This window comes from Microbacterium marinum (assembly GCF_014204835.1).
Lineage (GTDB): Bacteria > Actinomycetota > Actinomycetes > Actinomycetales > Microbacteriaceae > Microbacterium > Microbacterium marinum.
Window position 1 is genome coordinate 1,505,749 of record NZ_JACHMD010000001.1, and the last position, 19,286, is coordinate 1,525,034.

Here is a 19,286-nt window from a genome sequence, read left to right on the forward strand (position 1 = left end):
CGTAGCCTGGGAGGCGATGGCACATCTTCTCGGGGCTGAGGCCCTGCACCTGGAATACCCGACCAAAGTCGTCTTCGACGGCGTCTCGCTCGGTGTCGACGAGGGCGACCGCATCGGCATCGTCGGCCGCAACGGCGACGGAAAGTCGAGCCTCATGGCGATGCTCGCCGGGCGCCGGGATCCGGACTCGGGACGCGTCACCGTCCGCGGCGGGGTGACCATCGGGGTCCTCGAGCAGAGCGACGTGCTGCCCGACGACCTCACCGTCGGCGGCGCGGTCGTGGGCGACACTCCGGAACACGAGTGGGCCGGCGACGCGAAGGTGCGCGATGTCATCGCGGGTCTCGTCGGCGATCTCGACTGGGATGCCGCGGTCGGCACCCTCTCGGGCGGTCAGCGCCGCCGCGTCGCCCTCGCGCGGCTGCTCGCGGGGGACTGGGACGTGCTCGCGCTCGACGAGCCCACCAACCATCTCGACGTGGAGGGCATCGCCTGGCTCGCCGAGCATCTGAAGCGGCGGTGGTCGGCGGCATCCGGAGCCCTCATGGTCGTCACGCACGACCGCTGGTTCCTTGATGAGGTGTGCACGAAGACGTGGGAGGTGCACGACCGGATCGTCGAGCCCTTCGAGGGTGGCTACGCCGCGTACATCCTGCAGCGCGTCGAACGTGATCGGCAAGCCGCAGCGATCGAGGCGCGCCGGCAGAACCTCGCCCGCAAGGAGCTCGCCTGGCTCCGCCGCGGCGCGCCGGCGCGCACCAGCAAGCCGAAGTTCCGCATCGACGCCGCGAACGAGCTCATCGCCGACGTCCCCGAGATCCGCGACCGCGTGTCGCTTCAGTCGCTCGCCGTCGCCCGGCTCGGGAAGGACGTCGTCGACCTGCTCGACGCCGGCGTCTCGTACGACGGCCGGGAGGTCCTCCGCGACGTCGAGTGGCGCATCGCGCCCGGTGAGCGCACCGGGATCCTGGGCGTGAACGGCGCCGGGAAGTCGACGCTCCTCGGCCTCGTCGCCGGAACCGTCGAGCCGACGAGCGGGCGTGTGAAGCGCGGCAAGACCGTGAAGGTCGCGACCCTCACCCAGCGGATGGACGAGCTCGACCCGCACCTCGAGGAGCCGGTCCGCGTCGTGATCTCGCGGCTGCGGACGACCTACTCGTTCGGCGCCGGATCCAAGGCTCAGGAGCTCACGCCCGGGCAGCTGCTCGAGCGGATGGGCTTCTCGTCGGCGCAGCTGTCGACGCCCGTGAAAGACCTCTCGGGCGGACAGCAGCGCCGTCTGCAGCTGCTCCTCATCCTGCTCGACCAGCCGAACGTGCTGATCCTCGACGAACCCACCAACGACCTCGACACCGACATGCTCGCCGCGATCGAAGACCTCCTCGACTCGTGGGCGGGAACGCTCATCGTCGTCTCGCACGACCGCTACTTCATGGAGCGCGTCACCGATCAGCAATACGCCGTCCACGGCGGCACGCTCCGCCACCTGCCCGGCGGCATCGAGGAGTACCTCCGGCTGCCGCGCCTCGCCGCCGCAGCGTCACGCGCCGAGCGCGACGCCACGCCCGCCGCGCCGGCCGCCCCCGCGCTCACCGGCGCGGACCGCCGGAACGCCGAGAAGGAGCTCACCGCGCTGGAGCGGCGCATCGAGAAGCTCACCGCGCAGATCGACGCGTCGAAGACGGCGCTCGCCGACCACGACCAGTCCGACTACGTCGGCCTGGGGGAGAAGATGCAGGCGATCGGCGCTCTCGAAGCCGAGGTCGCCGCCGCCGAGGAGCGATGGTTCGAGCTCGGCGAGCAGCTCGCCTGACGCGGCATCCGCTCGTCACCTGACCGCGAGACAGCAGTGGGAACCCGAGACGGTGGTCGACTGTCGACGTCTCGGGCCGTGACTGCTGTCTCGCGGTCAGAGTCAGAGGACGGGGCGGATGCCGCCCGCGTCAGCGCGGCGCCTCCTGCAGCGCCCGCGCGGTGCGGAACGCGCGGGGCGCGCCCGTCAGCGGGTCGGTGAAGCGCAGCTCGCGCGCGAGGAGCTGGAGCGGCCGGTCGAAGTCGTCGGGTGACTCGTCCTCGAGCACGGGGTAGAACCGGTCGTTCAGGATGCCGAGTCCGAGACCGGCCAGGTGTGCGCGGAGCTGGTGCATCCGGCCGGTCCGCGGGCGCAGGAGGGTGTGGACGACCGGGAGCCCGGCATCCGTGCCGCGGCTCTCTCCGGTGCGGATCAGCTCGATGGCGGTCTCGGCGTTCGGCTCGCCCTCGACCTCCTCGGCCACGCGCAGCCGGCCCTTCTCGCTGCTGAGGCGGCTCCGCACGACGCGCGGCAGCTCCGGGAGCCCCGTCACCGGGAGCGCGGAGACTGCTTCGTAGACCTTCTCGACCGTCCGGTCCGCGAACATCGACTGGTAGGCGCCGCGGGTCTCGGGACGGACCGAGAACATGACGAGCCCGGCGGTCACGCGGTCGAGTCGGTGGATCGGGGTGAGGTTGGGGTTTTCGAGCGCGATGCGCAGCCGCACGAGCGCCGAGTTCTGCACGTATCCGCCGCCGGGGGTGGTCGGCAAGAAATGCGGTTTGTCGACGACGACGAGGTCGGCATCCTGATGGACGATCTCGACGTCGAACGGGATGACCTTCTCAACCCCCAGCTCCCGGTAGTACCAGACGAACTCGGCCGCGCCGAGGGGAGTGTCGACCCGCACCGGGGAGCCGTCGATCGTGACGATCTCGCCCCGGTCGAAGCGGGCGCGGAGGCCGTCGGGGTCGACGTGACCGAATCTCTCGACCACGTAGTCGGCGATGGTCGGCCACGGCCCCGTGCGGGGGACTTTCAGGCGGGTCGCTCCGACGCCGTCGCGTACGGGCAACGGTGACCGGAGCGGAGTGCGTCCCACCTCAGACGCCGAAGCCGAGGCTGAGCTTGCGCAGCAGTCCCGCGAGGCGCTCCCTGTCTGCGCGGGAGAGGACGGAGAGCAGCTGCGCTTCGGCATCGACGAGGCGCGTGATCGCGGCATCCACTCGGATGCGACCGTCCTCGGTCAGCGTCACGAGCACGCCGCGGCCATCGCCGGGGTCGGCGGCGCGCACGACGAGTCGGCGCCCCACGAGGCGATCGATCCGGTTGGTCATCGTGCCGCTCGACACGAGCGTCTGCTGCAGCAGCTGCTTCGGGCTGAGCGTGTAGGGCTCGCCGGCTCGCCGCAGTGCGGAGAGCACGTCCCATTCCCAGGGCTCCAGTTCGCTGCGGCTGAACGCTTCGCGGCGCGCCCGGTCGAGGTGCCGCGAGAGTCGGTCGACACGCGAGAGCACCTCGAGGGGCGAGAAGTCGAGATCGGGTCGCTGCGTGACCCACGCACCGACGATCCGGTCGACCTCGTCGTGTTCGGAAGCCATCCCGCCATCATCGCAGAGGGCGGATGCCGCTGCGGATGGAGGGTGGTGTCGTCGCCGCGCCGTTGCTACTGTGACCGGTAACAGGTTCGGGTGTCGTGGATGACCCCGCCGGATCGAAGAGGATCGGAACGCGATGCGAGCATCGAGAACGCAGCGGCTGACGGCCGCGTCGACAGCGCTGGCGGTGGGGCTGCTCGGCGCCCTCGCGGCCACGGCCCCCGCCGCGGCGGACGACGGACCGGTGGAGGCGGGGATCGTCGTCCCGAAGGTCGAGGGGCTGCCCGCCGACTTCATCAACGGTGTCGACGTCTCGTCAGTGCTCGCGCTGGAGGATTCCGGTGTGGTGTTCCGCGACGACGAGGGCCGGCCGGCCGACCTGTTCGAGGTGCTCGCCGACCACGACGTGACCGACGTCCGCGTCCGCGTCTGGAACGACCCGTTCGATGCCGACGGCAACGGATACGGCGGCGGCGACGTCGACGTCGAACGCGCCGTCGAGATCGGGGAGCGGGCCACCGCCGCAGGCCTGCGCCTGCTCGTCGACTTCCACTACTCGGACTTCTGGGCCGACCCCGCCAAGCAGCATGCGCCCAAGGCATGGGAGCAGCTGAGCGTCGATGAGAAGGCGCTCGAGACGCGGGAGTACACGACCGCCGCCCTCGAGCAGTTCGAGGCGGCCGGCGTCGACGTTCGCATGGTTCAGGTCGGCAACGAGACGAACAACGCCGTGGCGGGCGTCTCGGGCTGGCCCGGCATGGCGAAGATCTTCGCCGCCGGATCGGCCGCCGTCCGCGACGTGTACCCCGACGCGCTCGTCGCCGTGCACTTCACCAACCCCGAGAGCGCCGGCCGCTACGCCGGATACGCCGCCGAGCTCGAGCGCCGCGGTGTCGACTACGACGTCTTCGCCTCCTCGTACTACCCGTACTGGCACGGCACCACGACCAACCTGACCTCGGTGCTCCGGCAGGTGGCGGACACCTACGACAAGCAGGTCATGGTCGCCGAGACGTCGTGGGCGCACACGCTCGACGACGCCGACGGTCACGGCAACGTCATCGATCTCGCGTCCGAGGCCACGCAGTATCCGGTGTCGGTGCAAGGGCAGGCGACCGCCGTGCGCGACGTGATCGAGGCGGTCGTCGACGTGGGGGATGCCGGTATCGGTGTCTTCTACTGGGAGCCCGCCTGGTTGCCGGTCGGCCCGCCCGATCAGCTCGAGCAGAACAAGGCGCTCTGGGAGCGTGACGGCTCGGGGTGGGCGTCGAGCTTCGCCGCGGAGTACGACCCGGACGATGCGGGCCAGTACTACGGCGGCTCCGCGTGGGACAACCAGGCGCTCTTCGCGGCGGACGGCACACCGCTCGAGTCGCTGAACGTGTTCTCGTATGCGCGCACCGGCGCAGTCGCGCCGCTCGCCGTCGTCGACGTGGCCGACCCGACCGTGACGCTGACCGACGGCGATGCGATCGCGCTCCCGGAGACGGTCACCGTCACCTACAACGACGGCTCGACCGCCGAGGAGGCGGTCACCTGGTCGGACGACATCGACTGGATCGGCGGACCCGGCACCTACCGGGTGGCCGGCACGACGGCATCGGGCGAGACCTCCACCGCGACGGTCGTCATCCGGCCCGTGAACGCCCTGCGCAACCCCGGGTTCGAGGATGCCGACGTGTCGATGTGGACTCGCACCGGCACCGGTCTCACCCTGCGGGCGACCGACGACCCGCACTCCGGGTCGCGCTCGGCGCACTTCTACTCGGGCTCCGCCTACACCTTCCAGCTCACGCAGACCGTCACCGGCCTCGCCGCGGGCCGGTACACCGCCTCGGGTGCGCTGCAGGGCGACGGCGCCGAGTCGGACGGCACCGTCCGGCTCGGCCTCACCTCCGCCGGTCAGACGGCCTCGGCGCCGTTCGCCCTCGATGGATGGCGCAACTGGTCGTCCCCGACGACCGACGCGATCACGGTCGCCGAGGGCGCGTCCGCGACGCTCACCGTCACGGCGACGCTCCCCGCGGGTGCCTGGGGCACGCTCGACGACCTCGTCCTGACCCGGGCGGCGGATGCCGTCGACACGGGCGACCTCGAAGCGCTCGTGGCGCGGGCCGAAGGCATTGGTCGGACCGTCGTGACCGCGGCATCCCTCGCACCGCTCGACGACGCGGTCCGGATCGCCGGGCTCGTCCTCGCCTCGGCGGCGCCGACGTCGGCCCGCGTGGATGCCGCGGAGGCGAAGCTGCTGGCCGCCCTCGACGGCCTGGTGCTCAGCGGGCCGGAACCGGCGCCCGTCGTCCTGCCGGTTGAGGTCACGGTCGAGGAGGGCGACGCCGTGGCGCTGCCGTCTCGCGCGTCGGTGCGCACCTGGAACGGCGCGGTGCGCGAGCGCGAGGCGACCTGGTCCGACGCGGCGTCGTGGATCTCGGGACCCGGCACCTATCGCGTGAGCGGCCGCGTCGGCGGCATCGCGACGACGGCGACCGTCACCGTGACGGCGGCCTCGTCGGTGCGGAACGGCGGCTTCGAGTCCGCCGACATCTCGATGTGGGAGGTCTCCGGAGCGGGTGCGACGATCCAGGCGACGACGGATGCCGCGTCCGGTTCTCGCGCGGTCGCGTTCTGGTCCGGGTCGGACTACCGGTTCACCGTCTCGCAGCGCATCACCGGTGTGACCCCGGGGACGTATGCGGTCTCGGCCGTCGCGCAGGGCGACGGCGAGGGGAGCGGCTCCGTCCGGGTGACGGCGCAGACGTCGGCGGGGGCGCAGAGCGCCCCGATCGCACTCGACGGCTGGCAGCAGTTCCGCACCGGCACGACGCCTGTCGTGACCGTGGGCACCGACGGCATCCTGACCGTCGGGGTCGCCGCCGACCTGCCCGCCGAAGCGTGGGGGACGGTCGACTCGATCCGCGTCGTCCGCGCCGGAGAGAAGACCGACACCGCCGCGCTGCGGGAGGGCGTGACCGCGCTCGCCGCCGTGGACGGCGCGGCGTACACGACGTGGTCGTTCGCCCGGGTCAGCGCCGCGCTCGAGAAGGCGCGCATCGTTCTCGCGGCCGACTGGCCGACGGCCGCCCAGGTCGCGAAGGCGCGTGACCTGATCGCCGACGCGAAGGCCGCCCTGGTCCGCACCGACGCCGACACCGCGGGGGCGGTGCCCGGCAAGGGTGCACTGTCGAACGACAACGGCTGGGACACCGGTCTGAAGGACGGCGCCTACACAGTGACGATGAACCTGTGGTGGGGCGAGAACGCCTCGTCGGTACGGCTCTACGAGAACGGTCGCCTCCTGAAGGTCGTGCCAGTCGAGTACCGCGGCCAGCGTGCGCAGGCGGTGAGCGTGCCGGTCTCGGGACGCACGGACGGCACCTATCGCTACACCGCGGTCCTCGCCAACACGAAGGGCGAGACGACCACGGCCGCGATGGACGTCGTGGTGGATGCCGCGAAACCCGGCACCCCCGTCCTCAGTCACGACAACCACGACGGCGACGGCACCTACACGGTGACGACGAACATGTGGTGGGGGACGAACGCGACGTCGTACCGCGTCCTGCAGGACGGTGCGGTCGTCGCGGAGGGGTCTCTCACCGCCCGCACGCCCGGCGCGCAACAGGTGACCTACCGGGCGTCGGGGATGGCCCGCGGCGGTCACACGTACCTCGTCGAGTTCGTCAACGACGCCGGCGTCACGGCCGGCAAGCCGATCACGGTGACCGTGCTGCGCTGATCCCGCGAGGGCCGACGCGCCCGGCGGGTCTGCCCTCTCATGGCAGACTTGTCGGGCGCGGCTCCCGCCCGGGATCGGCGCGGTCCGCCGTGGTGTAATGGCAGCACGACAGCCTTTGGAGCTGTGAGGTCTAGGTTCGAGTCCTGGCGGCGGAGCATGAGCGAGAACACCCTCGACGCCGGCCTCGCCGTCGTCATCCTGGCGGCAGGGCAAGGCACGCGCATGAAGTCGTCGCTGCCGAAGGTGCTCCATCGCATCGGCGGTCGGCCCCTCGTCGGGCACGTGCTCGACACGGCGCGTGATCTCGCGCCCGCACACGTCGTCGTCGTGGTCCGACACGACCGCGATCTCGTCGCCGGCGCCGTCCTCGGCGTCGCACCCGAGGTCGTCGTCGTCGACCAGGACGAGATCCCCGGCACCGGCCGCGCGGTCGAGCTCGCTCTGGATGCGCTGCCGGACTTCGCCGGTGACGTGCTCGTCCTCAGCGGCGACACCCCGCTCGCCGACTTCGACACGCTCACCGCGTTCGTCGCCGAGCACCGCACGGCCGAGGCCGCTGCGACCCTCATGACCGCCGTCGTCGACGACCCGACCGGCTACGGACGCATCATCCGCGAGAGCGACGGCAGCGTCGCGCGCATCGTGGAGCAGAAGGATGCCACGCCGCACGAGGCCGCCGTCGACGAGATCAACGCGGGCATGTACGTGTTCGCCGCGGCATCGCTTCGCGCCTCGCTCGCCCGCGTCGGCACCGACAACGCCCAGCAGGAGAAGTACCTGACCGACGTCGTGGGACTGCTGCGCACCGAGGGCGCGCGCGTCGCGGCATCCGTCGCCCGTGACGTCACGGTCACCTTCGGCGTCAACGACCGCGTGCAGCTCGCCGAGGTCGGCCGGCTGCTCAACGCCCGCACCGTGCGGCGCTGGCAGCTCGAGGGCGTCACCGTCCTCGACCCCGCGACGACGTGGATCGACGTCACCGCGACGCTGTCGCCCGACGTCACCGTGCTCCCCAACACCCACATCCTGCGCTCGACGTTCATCGCCGAGGGCGCCACGATCGGGCCCGACACGAGCCTCGTCGACTGCGAGGTCGGCGCCGGCGCGACCGTGACCCGCACGGATGCCACACTCGCCGTCATCGGCGCGGACGCCACGGTCGGTCCGTTCGCCTACCTCCGCCCCGGCACCGAGCTGGGTGTGAAGGGCAAGATCGGCACCTTCGTCGAGACGAAGAACTCGACGATCGGCGCGGGCAGCAAGGTGCCTCACCTCTCGTACATCGGCGACACCACGATCGGCCGGAACGTGAACCTCGGTGCCGGCGCGATCACCGCGAACTACGACGACATCACCAAGCACCGCACCGAGATCGGCGACGAGGTGCACTCCGGCTCGCACAACGTCTTCGTCGCGCCGGTTAGGATCGGAGATGGCGCCAAGACAGGTGCCGGAGCGGTGATCCGCAAGGATGTGCCCGCCGGCGCTCTCGCCCTGAACGTCACCCCCCAGCGCAACATCGAGGGCTGGGTCGAGACCAACCGACCGGGAACCGGAGCTGCGGAAGCCGCCGCCCGGGCCCGGTCCGCACAGAAGGCGGACGATGGGTCGCAAGAAGCAGCAGACGGTTGACCTGGACGCCGAGCGCGGCATCGCGCCCGGCCTGGTCGCGAAGACCAAGAAGCGTCTCGTCGTCGCGTCGGGTCGTTCGCACGAGGAGCTCTCTGCCGAGGTGGCCGACGCGCTCGGCACGCAGCTCGTCCCCACCGAGCACCGCACCTTCGCCTCCGGCGAGATCCTGACCCGCTTCGAGGTCTCGATCCGCGGATGCGACTTCTTCCTCGTGCAGTCGTTCGGCCCCCCGGTGAACGAGTGGCTCATGGAGACCCTCATCATGCTGGATGCCGCCAAGCGCGCGTCCGCGAAGCGGATCACCGTGGTTGCGCCGTACTTCCCGTACTCGCGGCAGGACAAGAAGGGCCGCGGCCGCGAGCCGATCAGTGCCCGCCTCGTCGCCGACCTGTTCAAGACCGCCGGCGCGGACCGCGTGATGAGCGTCGACCTGCACGCGGCGCAGATCCAGGGCTTCTTCGACGGCCCCGTCGACCACCTGTTCGCCAAGCCGGTCCTGCTCGAGCACTTCGAGAACACCCTTTCGCCCGAGGACCGCGCGAAGCTCACGGTCGTGTCTCCCGATACCGGCCGCGTCCGCGTTGCCGACACCTGGTCGGACAGCCTTGGCGCCCCGCTCGCGATCATCCACAAGCGGCGCGACCCGAACGTGGCGAACCAGGTCACCGTCAATGAGATCGTCGGCCAGGTTGAGGGGCGTGTGTGCCTCCTCGTCGACGACATGATCGACACCGGCGGCACGATCGTGAAGGCCGCCCAGGCGCTGAAGGCCAATGGCGCCGAGCGCGTGATCGTCGCCGCTACGCACGCGATTTTCAGTGACCCGGCGGCCGAGCGGCTGCAGGACGCGTCCATCGACGAGGTCGTCGTCACCGACACGGTGCCGCTGCCTCCCGAGAAGCGCTTCCCCGGGCTCACGATCCTCCCCATCGCCCCGCTGCTCGCGCGGGCGATCAAGGAGGTCTTCGAGGACGGCTCGGTGACCAGCATGTTCGACGGCGCCTCCTGATCGGACATTCCATGGCCTTGCCGCACTCCGACTCCGGCGCGGGCATCGGCGCCCCGTTCTCCCTCCCGATCGACGACGTCGAAGCGCTGCTGCGCACGGACGCCGGCGGACTGACCTCCGACGACGCCGCCGCTCGGCTCGGCGAGCACGGGCGCAACGAGCTTCCCGAAGCTGCGCGGACGCCCGCCTGGCGCCGTTTCCTGTCGCACTTCAACGACATCCTGATCTACATCCTGCTGGCCTCGGCCGCCATCAAGGCGGTCATGGGGGATTGGCTGGAGTTCTGGGTGATCGTCGCCGTCGCCGTCATCAACGCGGTGATCGGCTTCGTGCAGGAGGGACGTGCAGAGAAGGCCCTCGCCGGCATCCGCGGGATGCTGTCGCGCGAGGCGACGGTCCGCCGCGACGGCGCCTGGATCACGATCCCCGCCGCCGAGCTGGTCCCCGGCGACAGTGTCCGCCTCGCGCCCGGCGACCGGGTGCCGGCCGACCTGCGCTTGACTCAGGCGGTGCAGCTGCGCATCGACGAGGCCGCCCTCACGGGGGAGTCGGTGCCCTCGTCGAAGCAGACCGAACCCGTCGAGGCGCACGTCGGCATCGGCGATCGCAGGTCGATGGCCTATTCGGGCACCATCGTCTCGGCCGGCCAAGGGCGGGGCATCGTCACCGACACGGGGGCGGCGACCGAGATCGGCCGCATCCAGGAGCTGGTGCAGGATGCCGGGTCGCTGCAGACCCCACTGTCGATGCAGCTCGGCAAATTCGGCAAGGTGCTGACCCTGGTCATCCTCGGGATGGCCGCGGTCATGCTGCTGATCGGCCGCTACGTGCACGATCTGCCGTTCGACGACCTCATCTCCGCGGCCATCGGGTTCGCCGTCGCGGCCATTCCCGAGGGGCTCCCGGCCCTCGTCACGATCACTCTCGCCATCGGCGTGCAGCAGATGGCGCGTCGCCACGCGATCACCCGGAAGCTCCCCGCCGTCGAGACGCTGGGCTCGGTGTCCACGATCTGCTCCGACAAGACCGGCACCTTGACGAAGAACGAGATGACCGTGCGCACGCTCGTCACTCCGATCGGGCATTACGAGGCGACCGGGCTCGGCTACGACCCCGACGGGCGCATCGTCGACGCCGACGGCGACGAGGCCTCCAGCAGCGACCTCGCCGCCCTCCTCGCCGTAGCGACGCTCTGCAACGACGCGCACCTCGTCAAGGACGGCGACCGCTGGAGCCTTGTCGGCGAGCCGACGGAGGGCGCCCTGAAGGTCGTCGCGATGAAGGGCGGCGCGTCGAGTGCCGGCACCACCCGCCGCGATGTCGTGCCGTTCGACTCCGCGCACAAGTTCATGGCGACGCTCAACGAGTCCGATGACGGTTCCCGCGCGATCCTCGTGAAGGGTGCCCCCGACCGTCTCCTCGCCCGCGCGCTCACGCAGCGTGGCGCCGACGGCTCCGAGCCGCTCGACCGCGTCCGCTGGGAGAGTGAGGTCGACGCGCTCAGTGCGCAGGGTCTCCGCGTGCTCGCCGCGGCCCGGAAGGCCACGCGTGCCGCGCACGTCGAGGCCGGCGACCTCGTCGACCTCGAGTTCCTCGGGCTGTGGGGCATCGTCGATCCGCCCCGCCCCGAGGCGATCGACGCCATCGCGGACTGTCACGCCGCCGGCATCCGGGTGAAGATGATCACCGGCGATCACGCCGGCACCGCCGTCGCGATCGGCCGCGAGATGGGGCTCGTCAGCGACGAGCGCTCCCGCGTGCTCACCGGTCCCGAGCTCGAGGAGCTCAGCCAGACGCAGCTCGCCGAGGTCGTCCGCGACGTCGACGTGTACGCCCGGACGAGCCCCGAGCACAAGATCCGCATCGTCCGCGCACTCCAGTCGCACGGCGAGGTCGTCGCGATGACCGGCGACGGTGTCAACGACGCGCCCGCGCTCACCCGCGCCGACGTCGGGATCGCGATGGGCATCAAGGGCACCGAGGCGACGAAGGAAGCCGCGGAGATCGTCCTCGCCGACGACAACTTCGCCACGATCCGCAGCGCCGTCCGGGAGGGTCGCCGGATCTACGACAACCTCCGCAAGTCGGTCGTCTTCCTGCTGCCCACCAACGGCGCTCAGTCGCTCGTCGTGCTCGCGGCCGTGCTGTTCGGCTTCACGCTGCCGCTGTCGCCGGTCCAGGTGCTCTGGGTGAACATGGTCACCGCCGTCACCCTCTCGCTCGCCCTCGCCTACGAGCCGGCCGAGCGCGGCATCATGACGCGCCCGCCGCGCCCCTCGGGCGGGTCGATCATCTCCCGGCGCGAACTCGGGTTCGTTCTCGCCGTCTCGCTCGTCATCGGCGGGGTGACCCTCGCCGTGTTCGGCTGGGCGCTGGCTGCCGGGGCCGAGCTGGCGGTCGCGCGCACGATGGCGGTCACGGTGCTCGCGTTCGGGCAGCTCGGGTTCCTCCTGAACTGCCGGTTCCTCTCCCGGTCGAGCCTCACGCCGGCCGTTCTCCGCGGCAACCCGGTGGTCGGTTGGTCGGCGGCGGCGCTGCTCGTGCTCCAGCTCGCCTACACCTACCTGCCGCTGCTGAACGGACTGTTCGACTCGCGCCCGCTCAGCCTGCTGCAGGTGGGTGTCGCATTGGCGGCGGGTGTCGTCGTGTTCCTGGTCGTCGAGCTGCTGAAGCTCGGTGTCCGCCGCCCCGTCACGGTCGCCGCATAGACGGCGCAGAGCCTGCGCTCGGCCGTGACCGTTAGCGTGAGTGCGTTCGCCCCCACCCCCGAGGAGCCTTCGATGAGCCGCCCCGCCCTCTCCCGTCCCGTCCGCGTCGGTGCCGCCGCGGCATCCGTCGCCGGTCTCGTCCTCCTCGCCGGGTGCGGCGCCGAGACGGAGAGCCCGGACGCGGCCGCCGAGACCGTCGCCCCCGGAGCCGACTACGCCGACGGCACCTACACCGCCGACGGCTCGTACCAGACCCCCGAGTCGGTGGAGACGGTCAGCGTCACCCTGACCCTCGCGGACGGCGTCGTGACCGAGGTCGAGGTCACCGGAGACCCGCAGGCGCGGGAGAGCGAGCAGTATCAGGGGCTGTTCATCGGCGGCATCGCGGACGAGGTCGTCGGCAAGAGCCTCGACGACATCGAGGTCGACCGTGTCGCCGGCTCCTCTCTCACCAGCGGCGGCTTCAACGCCGCCGTTCAGGAGATCCGCACCGAAGCCGCGGGATGAGCGGCGCCCGCTGGCGGTTCGACGCCATCGGGACCCGGTGGAGGATCGACACCGATGCCCCGCTCGACGTCGAAACCCGGGCGGCCGTGACCGGGATCATCGAGACGTTCGACCGGGAGTGGTCGCGGTTCCGGTCGGATTCAGCCGTGACCGCGCTCGCCCGCGGCGAGACGACGCCGGCACCTGCCGACACCGCCATGATGCTCGACGCATACGCGGAGCTCGATGCGGCCACCGGCGGCGCGGTGAACCCGCTCGTCGGTGACGCTCTCGCCCGGCGCGGCTATGACGCCACGATCTCCCTCGTCGACTCTGGCGCGGCCCCGGCTCCCACAGACTGGCGGGGGATCGTCCGGCACGAGGCCGGCAGCCTCCGCATCACCCCGCCGGCGATGCTCGACGTCGGCGCGCTCGGCAAGGGGCGCCTCGTCGATCTGGTGCACGGCGCACTCCTCACGCGGGTGAGCGGGGGCATCGTCATTGACGCCGGCGGCGACCTCGCCGTCTCCGGTCTCACGCAGCGGGTCGCGCTCGAGCACCCCTACGACACCACCCGAGCCATCGGGGTGTGGTCGGTGACGGATGCCGCGCTGTGCGCGTCCGCAGTCAATCGACGTGCCTGGGGCGCCGGCCTCCACCACGTGCTCGACGCCCGCACCGGCGCACCGGTGCGGCGGTATGCGGCGACGTGGGCGGTCGCCGCCGACGCGATGACAGCCGACGCCGTCGCCACCGCGCTGTTCTTCGACGGCGGTCCGGCCCTGGCGGCTGACTGGGGCGCAGAATGGGTGCGGATGCGCACCGACGGCTCCGTCGAGTGGTCCCCGAGAAGCGAAGCGGAGCTGTTCCTGTGATCTCCACCCTCACCGCGGTGTGGAACCGCGTCTTCGGCCTGCTGGGCCGGGTCTCCATGTACCGTCTCGTCCTGTTCGCCCTCGCGGCCCTCGCCGTCATCGCGTTCGGGCTCTCCTTCACGGGGCAGCTCGCGGCCGGGCCCGTGGAGCTGGTCGTCTCGCTCGCAGTGCTGGCGGTGTCCATCGTGCTGGTGGATGCCGTCGCGCAGCGACTGCTCGGACGGGCGTGGCGCATCGAGTCGGCGCTCATCACGGCGTTCATCCTCCTCTTCGTGCTGCGTCCGACGCTCGAGCCATGGGGGCTCGTCGGGATCGCGATCGGCGGAGCGGTGGCCTCGGCGTCGAAGTACGTGCTCGCGTGGCAGGGGCGCCACATCTTCAATCCCGCCGCGGTGGGCGCCACCGTGCTCACCCTGGTGAGCATCGCCGTGCCGGACCTCGGGTCGTCGTGGTGGTGGGTCGGATCGCCGCTGCTCGCGGGCCCCGTGGCCGTCCTCGGCCTCGTCGTCCTGCTCCGCACTGAAAAGGTCCGGGTGGTGGCGATCTTCCTGGTCGTGGCTATCGTCGTCGGCTTCCTCCGCACCGTCGTGCAGACCCAGTCGCTGGGACTGCCGCTCGACGTCGGTCTGACGTTCTCTCAGCTCCTGCTCCAGACGCCGTTCCTGTTCCTCGGAGCGTTCATGCTCTCGGAGCCGCTCACCCTTCCGCCGCGTCGCTGGCAGCAGGCGATCGTCGCGGTGGTCGTCGGCATCCTCGCGGGATGGCCGATCCCGCTCGGCGAGGTCACGCTCGGTCAAGAGCGCGCGCTCCTCATCGGCAATCTGGTCGCCTTCCTCTTCGCCATGCGCACCGCCGTCCGGCTGACGATCGTCGAGCGCACGGCCGTGACGCCCACCGTTCGTGAGCTCAGCTTCCGCGCCGAGCGCCCGGTGCGGTTCGCTCCCGGGCAGTACCTCGAGCTGGAGGTGCCGCACCCGCACCCCGACTCGCGGGGCACCCGGCGCGAGTTCAGCATCCTCTCCTCGCCCGCGGAGCTCCCGATCGTCCGGATCGCGATGCGCGAAGGCTCGCAGTCGAGCTACAAGAAGGCGCTCGCGCAGGTGGAGCCGGGCGATGCCCTCGCGATCACCGGCATCTGGGGTGACTTCGTGCTGCCGCGCAAGACCACGACGCCGATCCTCATGGTGGCGGCCGGCATCGGTGTCACGCCGTTCGTGTCACAGCTTCGCCACCTCCGCCTGGCGGAGGAGGGACGCGACGTCGTCTTCGTCTACGTGGCATCCGGGGCGGAGGAGCTCGCGTTCCGCGACGACCTGGAAGCCGCCGGCATCCCCGTGATCGTCATCACGCGTGAAGAGCCCGCGTCGCTGCCTGCGGGGTGGCGGTGGGCCGGCGGCGCGCGTCTGGATGCCGACGGGCTGCTCGCTCTCGTCCCCGACATCGCCGAGCGTCATGCGTACGTCTCGGGCCCTCCCGCGCTGATCGCGGCGCTGGCACCCGCTCTCGACCGCGCACGCGGGATCACGACCGACGCGTTCAGCGGCTACTGACCCGCTGCGCCCCGCGGCCTTGGGGGCCGGGGACCGGGTTCACTCCGCGGGGGAGTCGGGGCGGGCCGGGAGGCGGACCGAGAAGGTCGTGGATCCTGCCACCGAGTCGACGGTGATGGTGCCGCCGTGGCCGTCGACGATCGCCTTGGCGATGGAGAGACCGAGACCCGTCCCGCCGGTCTGCCGCGCGCGCGACGTGTCCGCGCGGGAGAACCGCTCGAACAGGTCGTCCGCCACGGCGGCGTCGATGCCAGGTCCGTCGTCGTGGACGCGGAGCACGGCGGTGCCGTCCTCGACGGACACCCGGGTGGTGACGGTCGTGCCGGCGGGCGTGTGCACGCGAGCATTGGCGAGGAGGTTCGCCGCCACCTGGTGCAGGCGCGACGTGTCGCCCGCGACGATGACGGGCTCGTCGGGCACGTCGATGACCCAGGCGTGCTCTGGGCCTGCCGCCCGGGCGTCGGAGGCGGCCTCGATGGCCAGTCGGGTGAGGTCGACGGCGCCGTAGACGAGTTCCTTGCCCTCGTCGAGCCGCGCGAGCAGCAGCAGGTCCTCAACGAGCGCCGACATCCGCAGCGACTGCGCCTGGATGCGCTCGAGTGACTCCCGGGTGGTCTCGGCGATGACGGGGGAGGGCGCGCCCGCGGCATCCTGTTGCCGGATGCCGCGCAGCGACAGTTCGCTGTATCCGCGGATGGATGCCAGGGGCGTGCGCAGCTCGTGGCTCGCGTCGGCGACGAACGCGCGCATCCGCTCCTCGTTACGCTGGCGTGCCGAGAGCGAGGAGTCGACGTGGTCGAGGAGGGTGTTGAGGGCGAGGCCCACACGTCCGATCTCGGTGTGGTCGTCGGTGTCCTCGTCGGGCACGCGTTCGGAGATCGTGACGGCGCCCTCGGACATGGGGGTGGATGCCACGCGGGTCGCGGTGTCGGCGACGGAGCGCAGCGGCGCGAGACCGCTGCGGATGATGAGGGCGATGACGGCGGCGAGGACGAGGAGACCGCCCGCGGTGAGGAGGGCGACGGTGGTCACCACTCGTGCCGTGATGGAGCTCACCTCGGAGGTCGACATCCCGACGATCATGAACAGGCCGCTGGGGTCGTTGGCGAACCGGAGGCGATATTCGCCGACGCCCTCGACGGTCTGCGTCACCCACCCCTTCGTGCTGAGCGAGCGCAGGAGGTCGGTGTCGACACCGAAAGAGGTCACCGTCCCGTCCTCGGTGATGTAGGCGCCCGAGGTGCCGACGAGGTTCCCGACGATCAGCAGCGTTCCCGGCTCGTTCGGCCCCTGGGACAGGATCTGCTGGGCCGTCGAGTTGGGGGAGAACTCCACGCGGTCGGCCGCACGGCTCACCTGCGAGTCGAGGTTGTCGCTGACGATGCCGCCGAGGAGGGCGCCGGTCGCGAGTCCCACGGAGATGAGGATCACCGAGACGAACGAGACCACGGCCGTGATCAAGCGCGCCTGGAGGCTCCAGCGATGCCGGCGACGCGTGGGGGAGGCAGTCACTGCGGCGCTTTGATCATGTAGCCCACGCCGCGGACGGTGTGGATGAGCGGCTCCTTCCCGGCGTCGATCTTCTTGCGCAGATAGGAGATGTAGAGCTCCACGACGCTGGAGCGGCCGCCGAAGTCGTAGTTCCAGACGCGGTCGAGGATCTGGGCCTTCGAGAGCACCCGACGCTGGTTGCGCATGAGGTAGCGGAGGAGCTCGAACTCCGTCGCCGTCAGCTCGATCTCGCCGCCGCGGATGACCTCGTGCGAGTCCTCGTTCAGGGTCAGGTCGCCGACGCGCAGGATGGGGTCCGCCGTGCCGGCGGACGCGCCCGCCCGCCGCATGAGTCCTCGAAGACGTGCGACGACCTCCTCGAGGCTGAACGGCTTCGTGACGTAGTCGTCGCCCCCGGCGGTGAGGCCCGCGACACGGTCGGCGACGGCGTCCTTCGCGGTGAGGAACAGCACCGGCACGTCGTCGCCGCTCTGACGCAGCCGCTGCAGCACGGCCATGCCGTCGAGGTCGGGCATCATGATGTCGAGCACCATCGCGTCGGGGGTGAATTCCCGCGCGGCGGCCAGGGCGTCGAAGCCGGACGACGCCGTCCGCACGTCCCAGCCCTCCATCCGCAGAGCCATCGACAGGAGGTCGGTGAGCATCTGCTCGTCGTCGACGACGAGGACGCGCAGCGGCGTCCCGTCGGGTCGTTGCAGGGCGGGCGCGGGGGTGGTCATGACCCCATTGTTCTGCCTTCCCTATGGAGAAGCTATGGCACCACCTCTGCGTTTGCTATGAGCAACGCACGGTGGATGCGGCGGTCCTCATAGCGTTCCCCTCAGTTCGCCAGGGGAGGGCCATCGAGAGCGTTCCTAGCGTCGTGTCCCGTGGCGCAGTGGGCGCCGAGAAGGAGATCCGATGTACCTGACCTATCCGCGCCGCGAGCTGTCCGGGCGCAAGAAGCAGACGATGATCGTGGCGGCAGGCCTCGCGCTCGCCATCGCGCTGGTGATCGTCGTCAACGCGCTGTCCGCAGGCGTGCGCGATGCGCAGGAGGCAGCCCTCGCCTCCGTGTACGGCGTCGGGACCGACCTCACCGTGACCGGCGCCGAGGCCGAGCCGGGGCAGGGCGGAGGCCCGAGCTTCCAGTTCGACGAAGACGGTGCGGAGACGGATGAGGACGGTGCGACGAACCTGAGTCAGTCGCGACTCATGACCGACTTCCGCCGGGGAACCCTCGAGGGCTCGACCGTGTCGTCGGTGGCGGCGCTCGACGACGTCGCCGCCGCCGTGGGAGCCCTGAGCCTCACCAACACGACGTTCGACGGCGAACTCCCGCAGGCACCCACCCAGGACGACGCCACCGACACCGGAGCCTCGGACGACGCCGCCGCGGGCGACCGACCGGCACCCGGCGGCGGCGGGTTCGGGGGCGGATCGTTCGACGTCGACTCGTTCACCGTCCTCGGGATCTCCACCGACGTCGCAGGCGTCGGCCCGCTCTCCGCTGTCGAGGTGACGGACGGTCGCGCCCTCGCCGCCGCCGACGCGGGCGCCGAGGTCGCCGTGGTCGATGCGACCTACGCGGCATCCGAGGAGATCGCCGTCGGCGACACCATCGACGTCGGCGGGACGGACATCGAGGTCGTCGGCATCGTCGCCTCCACCTCCGCAGATGCCGACACCGCCGCGAACGTGTACCTGCCGCTCGAGACCGCACAGGAGATCTCGGGTGCCGGCGACGTCGTGTCCACCGTCTACGTGCAGGCCACCTCGGCCGCCACCATCTCCGCGCTGCAGACCGAGCTTGAGGATGCCGTGCCCGATTCGACGGTGAGCTCGCAGTCCGACCTCGCCTCGTCGGTGTCGTCGTCGCTCTCCAGCGCGGGCGCCCTCATCGCGGGGCTCGGCACCTGGCTCTCGGTGATCCTCCTCGCTGTCGCGGTCGTCCTCGCCGTGCTCTTCACGATCTCGGGAGTCTCCCGCCGCACGAGGGAGATCGGAACCCTGAAGGCCATCGGATGGTCGGACCGGCGCGTGGTCGGGCAGATCGCGGGCGAGTCGGTCGTGCAGGCGGCCATCGGCGGCGTCGTGGGCATCGTCATCGGACTGGTCGCGGTCGTCTCGATCAACCTGATCTCGCCGACGGTCAGCCTCGCGGCCGAGTCGACGGGCGCGTCGGGTGGCGGACCGGGTGGGATGGACCGCATGGGTGGCATGGGGCCCGGGGGAGCGGATGCCGCAGCGGCCACCGTGAGCGAGATCACCCTCAGCGCGCCGCTGGCTCCGACCATCGTCCTGCTGGCCCTCGGCCTCGCCCTCGTGGGCGGACTGGTCGCCGGCGTCGTCGGCGGGTGGCGCGCCTCGTGGCTCCGTCCGGCCGAAGCGCTGCGGGCACTGGCATGA

General features: G+C 71.1%; 13 protein-coding genes and 1 tRNA gene. 10 read left to right on the forward strand and 4 right to left on the reverse strand.

Annotation, left to right across the window (positions count from 1 at the left end; genetic code table 11):
* Positions 1–16 precede the first annotated feature (16 nt).
* The gene (locus tag BKA24_RS07235; protein WP_184216549.1) at positions 17–1,813 is read left to right on the forward strand and encodes an ABC-F family ATP-binding cassette domain-containing protein; all 1,797 of its coding nucleotides are present in this window, start codon (positions 17–19) and stop codon (positions 1,811–1,813) included.
* Between the two features lie 130 nt (positions 1,814–1,943).
* Here the strand turns inward: BKA24_RS07235 and BKA24_RS07240 are convergent, their stop codons facing one another.
* Both BKA24_RS07240 and BKA24_RS07245 read right to left on the reverse strand, forming a co-directional pair.
* A complete protein-coding gene (locus BKA24_RS07240) occupies positions 1,944–2,894 on the reverse strand; it encodes a pseudouridine synthase (protein ID WP_343066006.1) in 951 nt (316 codons plus the stop codon).
* Position 2,895: 1 nt separating this feature from the next.
* Entirely contained in the window at positions 2,896–3,393 is a 498-nt protein-coding gene (locus BKA24_RS07245; RefSeq protein WP_184216553.1) for a MarR family winged helix-turn-helix transcriptional regulator, read from the reverse strand.
* Positions 3,394–3,526: 133 nt separating this feature from the next.
* Here BKA24_RS07245 and BKA24_RS15755 point away from each other — a divergent pair, with 133 nt between their 5' ends.
* From BKA24_RS15755 to BKA24_RS07285, 8 genes are all read left to right on the forward strand, one after another.
* A complete protein-coding gene (locus BKA24_RS15755; protein ID WP_184216555.1) occupies positions 3,527–7,126 on the forward strand; it encodes a glycosyl hydrolase 53 family protein in 3,600 nt (1,199 codons plus the stop codon).
* Positions 7,127–7,209: 83 nt separating this feature from the next.
* A tRNA-Gln gene (locus BKA24_RS07255) sits at positions 7,210–7,281 on the forward strand.
* Position 7,282: 1 nt separating this feature from the next.
* On the forward strand, positions 7,283–8,758 hold the full coding sequence (gene glmU / locus BKA24_RS07260) for a bifunctional UDP-N-acetylglucosamine diphosphorylase/glucosamine-1-phosphate N-acetyltransferase GlmU (protein WP_184216557.1): 1,476 nt from the start codon (positions 7,283–7,285) through the stop codon (positions 8,756–8,758).
* Positions 8,730–9,767, forward strand: coding sequence for a ribose-phosphate diphosphokinase (locus BKA24_RS07265; protein ID WP_184216559.1), 1,038 nt, complete (start codon positions 8,730–8,732; stop codon positions 9,765–9,767). The genes glmU and BKA24_RS07265 overlap by 29 nt, the downstream gene beginning before the upstream one ends.
* 11 nt (positions 9,768–9,778) lie before the next feature.
* Positions 9,779–12,475: an HAD-IC family P-type ATPase gene (locus tag BKA24_RS07270; protein WP_184216561.1), complete on the forward strand. Its 2,697-nt coding sequence runs from the start codon at positions 9,779–9,781 to the stop codon at positions 12,473–12,475.
* A 72-nt stretch (positions 12,476–12,547) separates the two neighbouring features.
* Positions 12,548–12,982, forward strand: coding sequence for an FMN-binding protein (locus BKA24_RS07275; protein ID WP_184216563.1), 435 nt, complete (start codon positions 12,548–12,550; stop codon positions 12,980–12,982).
* Entirely contained in the window at positions 12,979–13,836 is an 858-nt protein-coding gene (locus BKA24_RS07280; RefSeq protein ID WP_184216565.1) for an FAD:protein FMN transferase, read from the forward strand. The genes BKA24_RS07275 and BKA24_RS07280 overlap by 4 nt, the downstream gene beginning before the upstream one ends.
* Positions 13,833–15,386, forward strand: a complete 1,554-nt coding sequence (locus tag BKA24_RS07285) for a ferredoxin reductase domain-containing protein (protein WP_184216568.1) — start codon at positions 13,833–13,835, stop codon at positions 15,384–15,386. Before BKA24_RS07280 ends, BKA24_RS07285 begins: the two co-directional genes overlap by 4 nt.
* A gap of 39 nt (positions 15,387–15,425) precedes the next feature.
* Here the strand turns inward: BKA24_RS07285 and BKA24_RS07290 are convergent, their stop codons facing one another.
* Together BKA24_RS07290 and BKA24_RS07295 are read right to left on the reverse strand one after the other, a co-directional pair.
* Positions 15,426–16,898 carry an ATP-binding protein gene (locus BKA24_RS07290; protein WP_184216570.1) on the reverse strand — a complete coding sequence of 491 codons (1,473 nt, stop codon included), beginning with the start codon at positions 16,896–16,898 and terminating at the stop codon, positions 15,426–15,428.
* The gene (locus BKA24_RS07295; RefSeq protein ID WP_184216572.1) at positions 16,895–17,617 is read right to left on the reverse strand and encodes a response regulator transcription factor; all 723 of its coding nucleotides are present in this window, start codon (positions 17,615–17,617) and stop codon (positions 16,895–16,897) included. The genes BKA24_RS07290 and BKA24_RS07295 overlap by 4 nt, the downstream gene beginning before the upstream one ends.
* Positions 17,618–17,798: 181 nt before the next feature.
* Here BKA24_RS07295 and BKA24_RS07300 point away from each other — a divergent pair, with 181 nt between their 5' ends.
* Positions 17,799–19,286 carry an ABC transporter permease gene (locus BKA24_RS07300; protein WP_184216575.1) on the forward strand — a complete coding sequence of 496 codons (1,488 nt, stop codon included), beginning with the start codon at positions 17,799–17,801 and terminating at the stop codon, positions 19,284–19,286.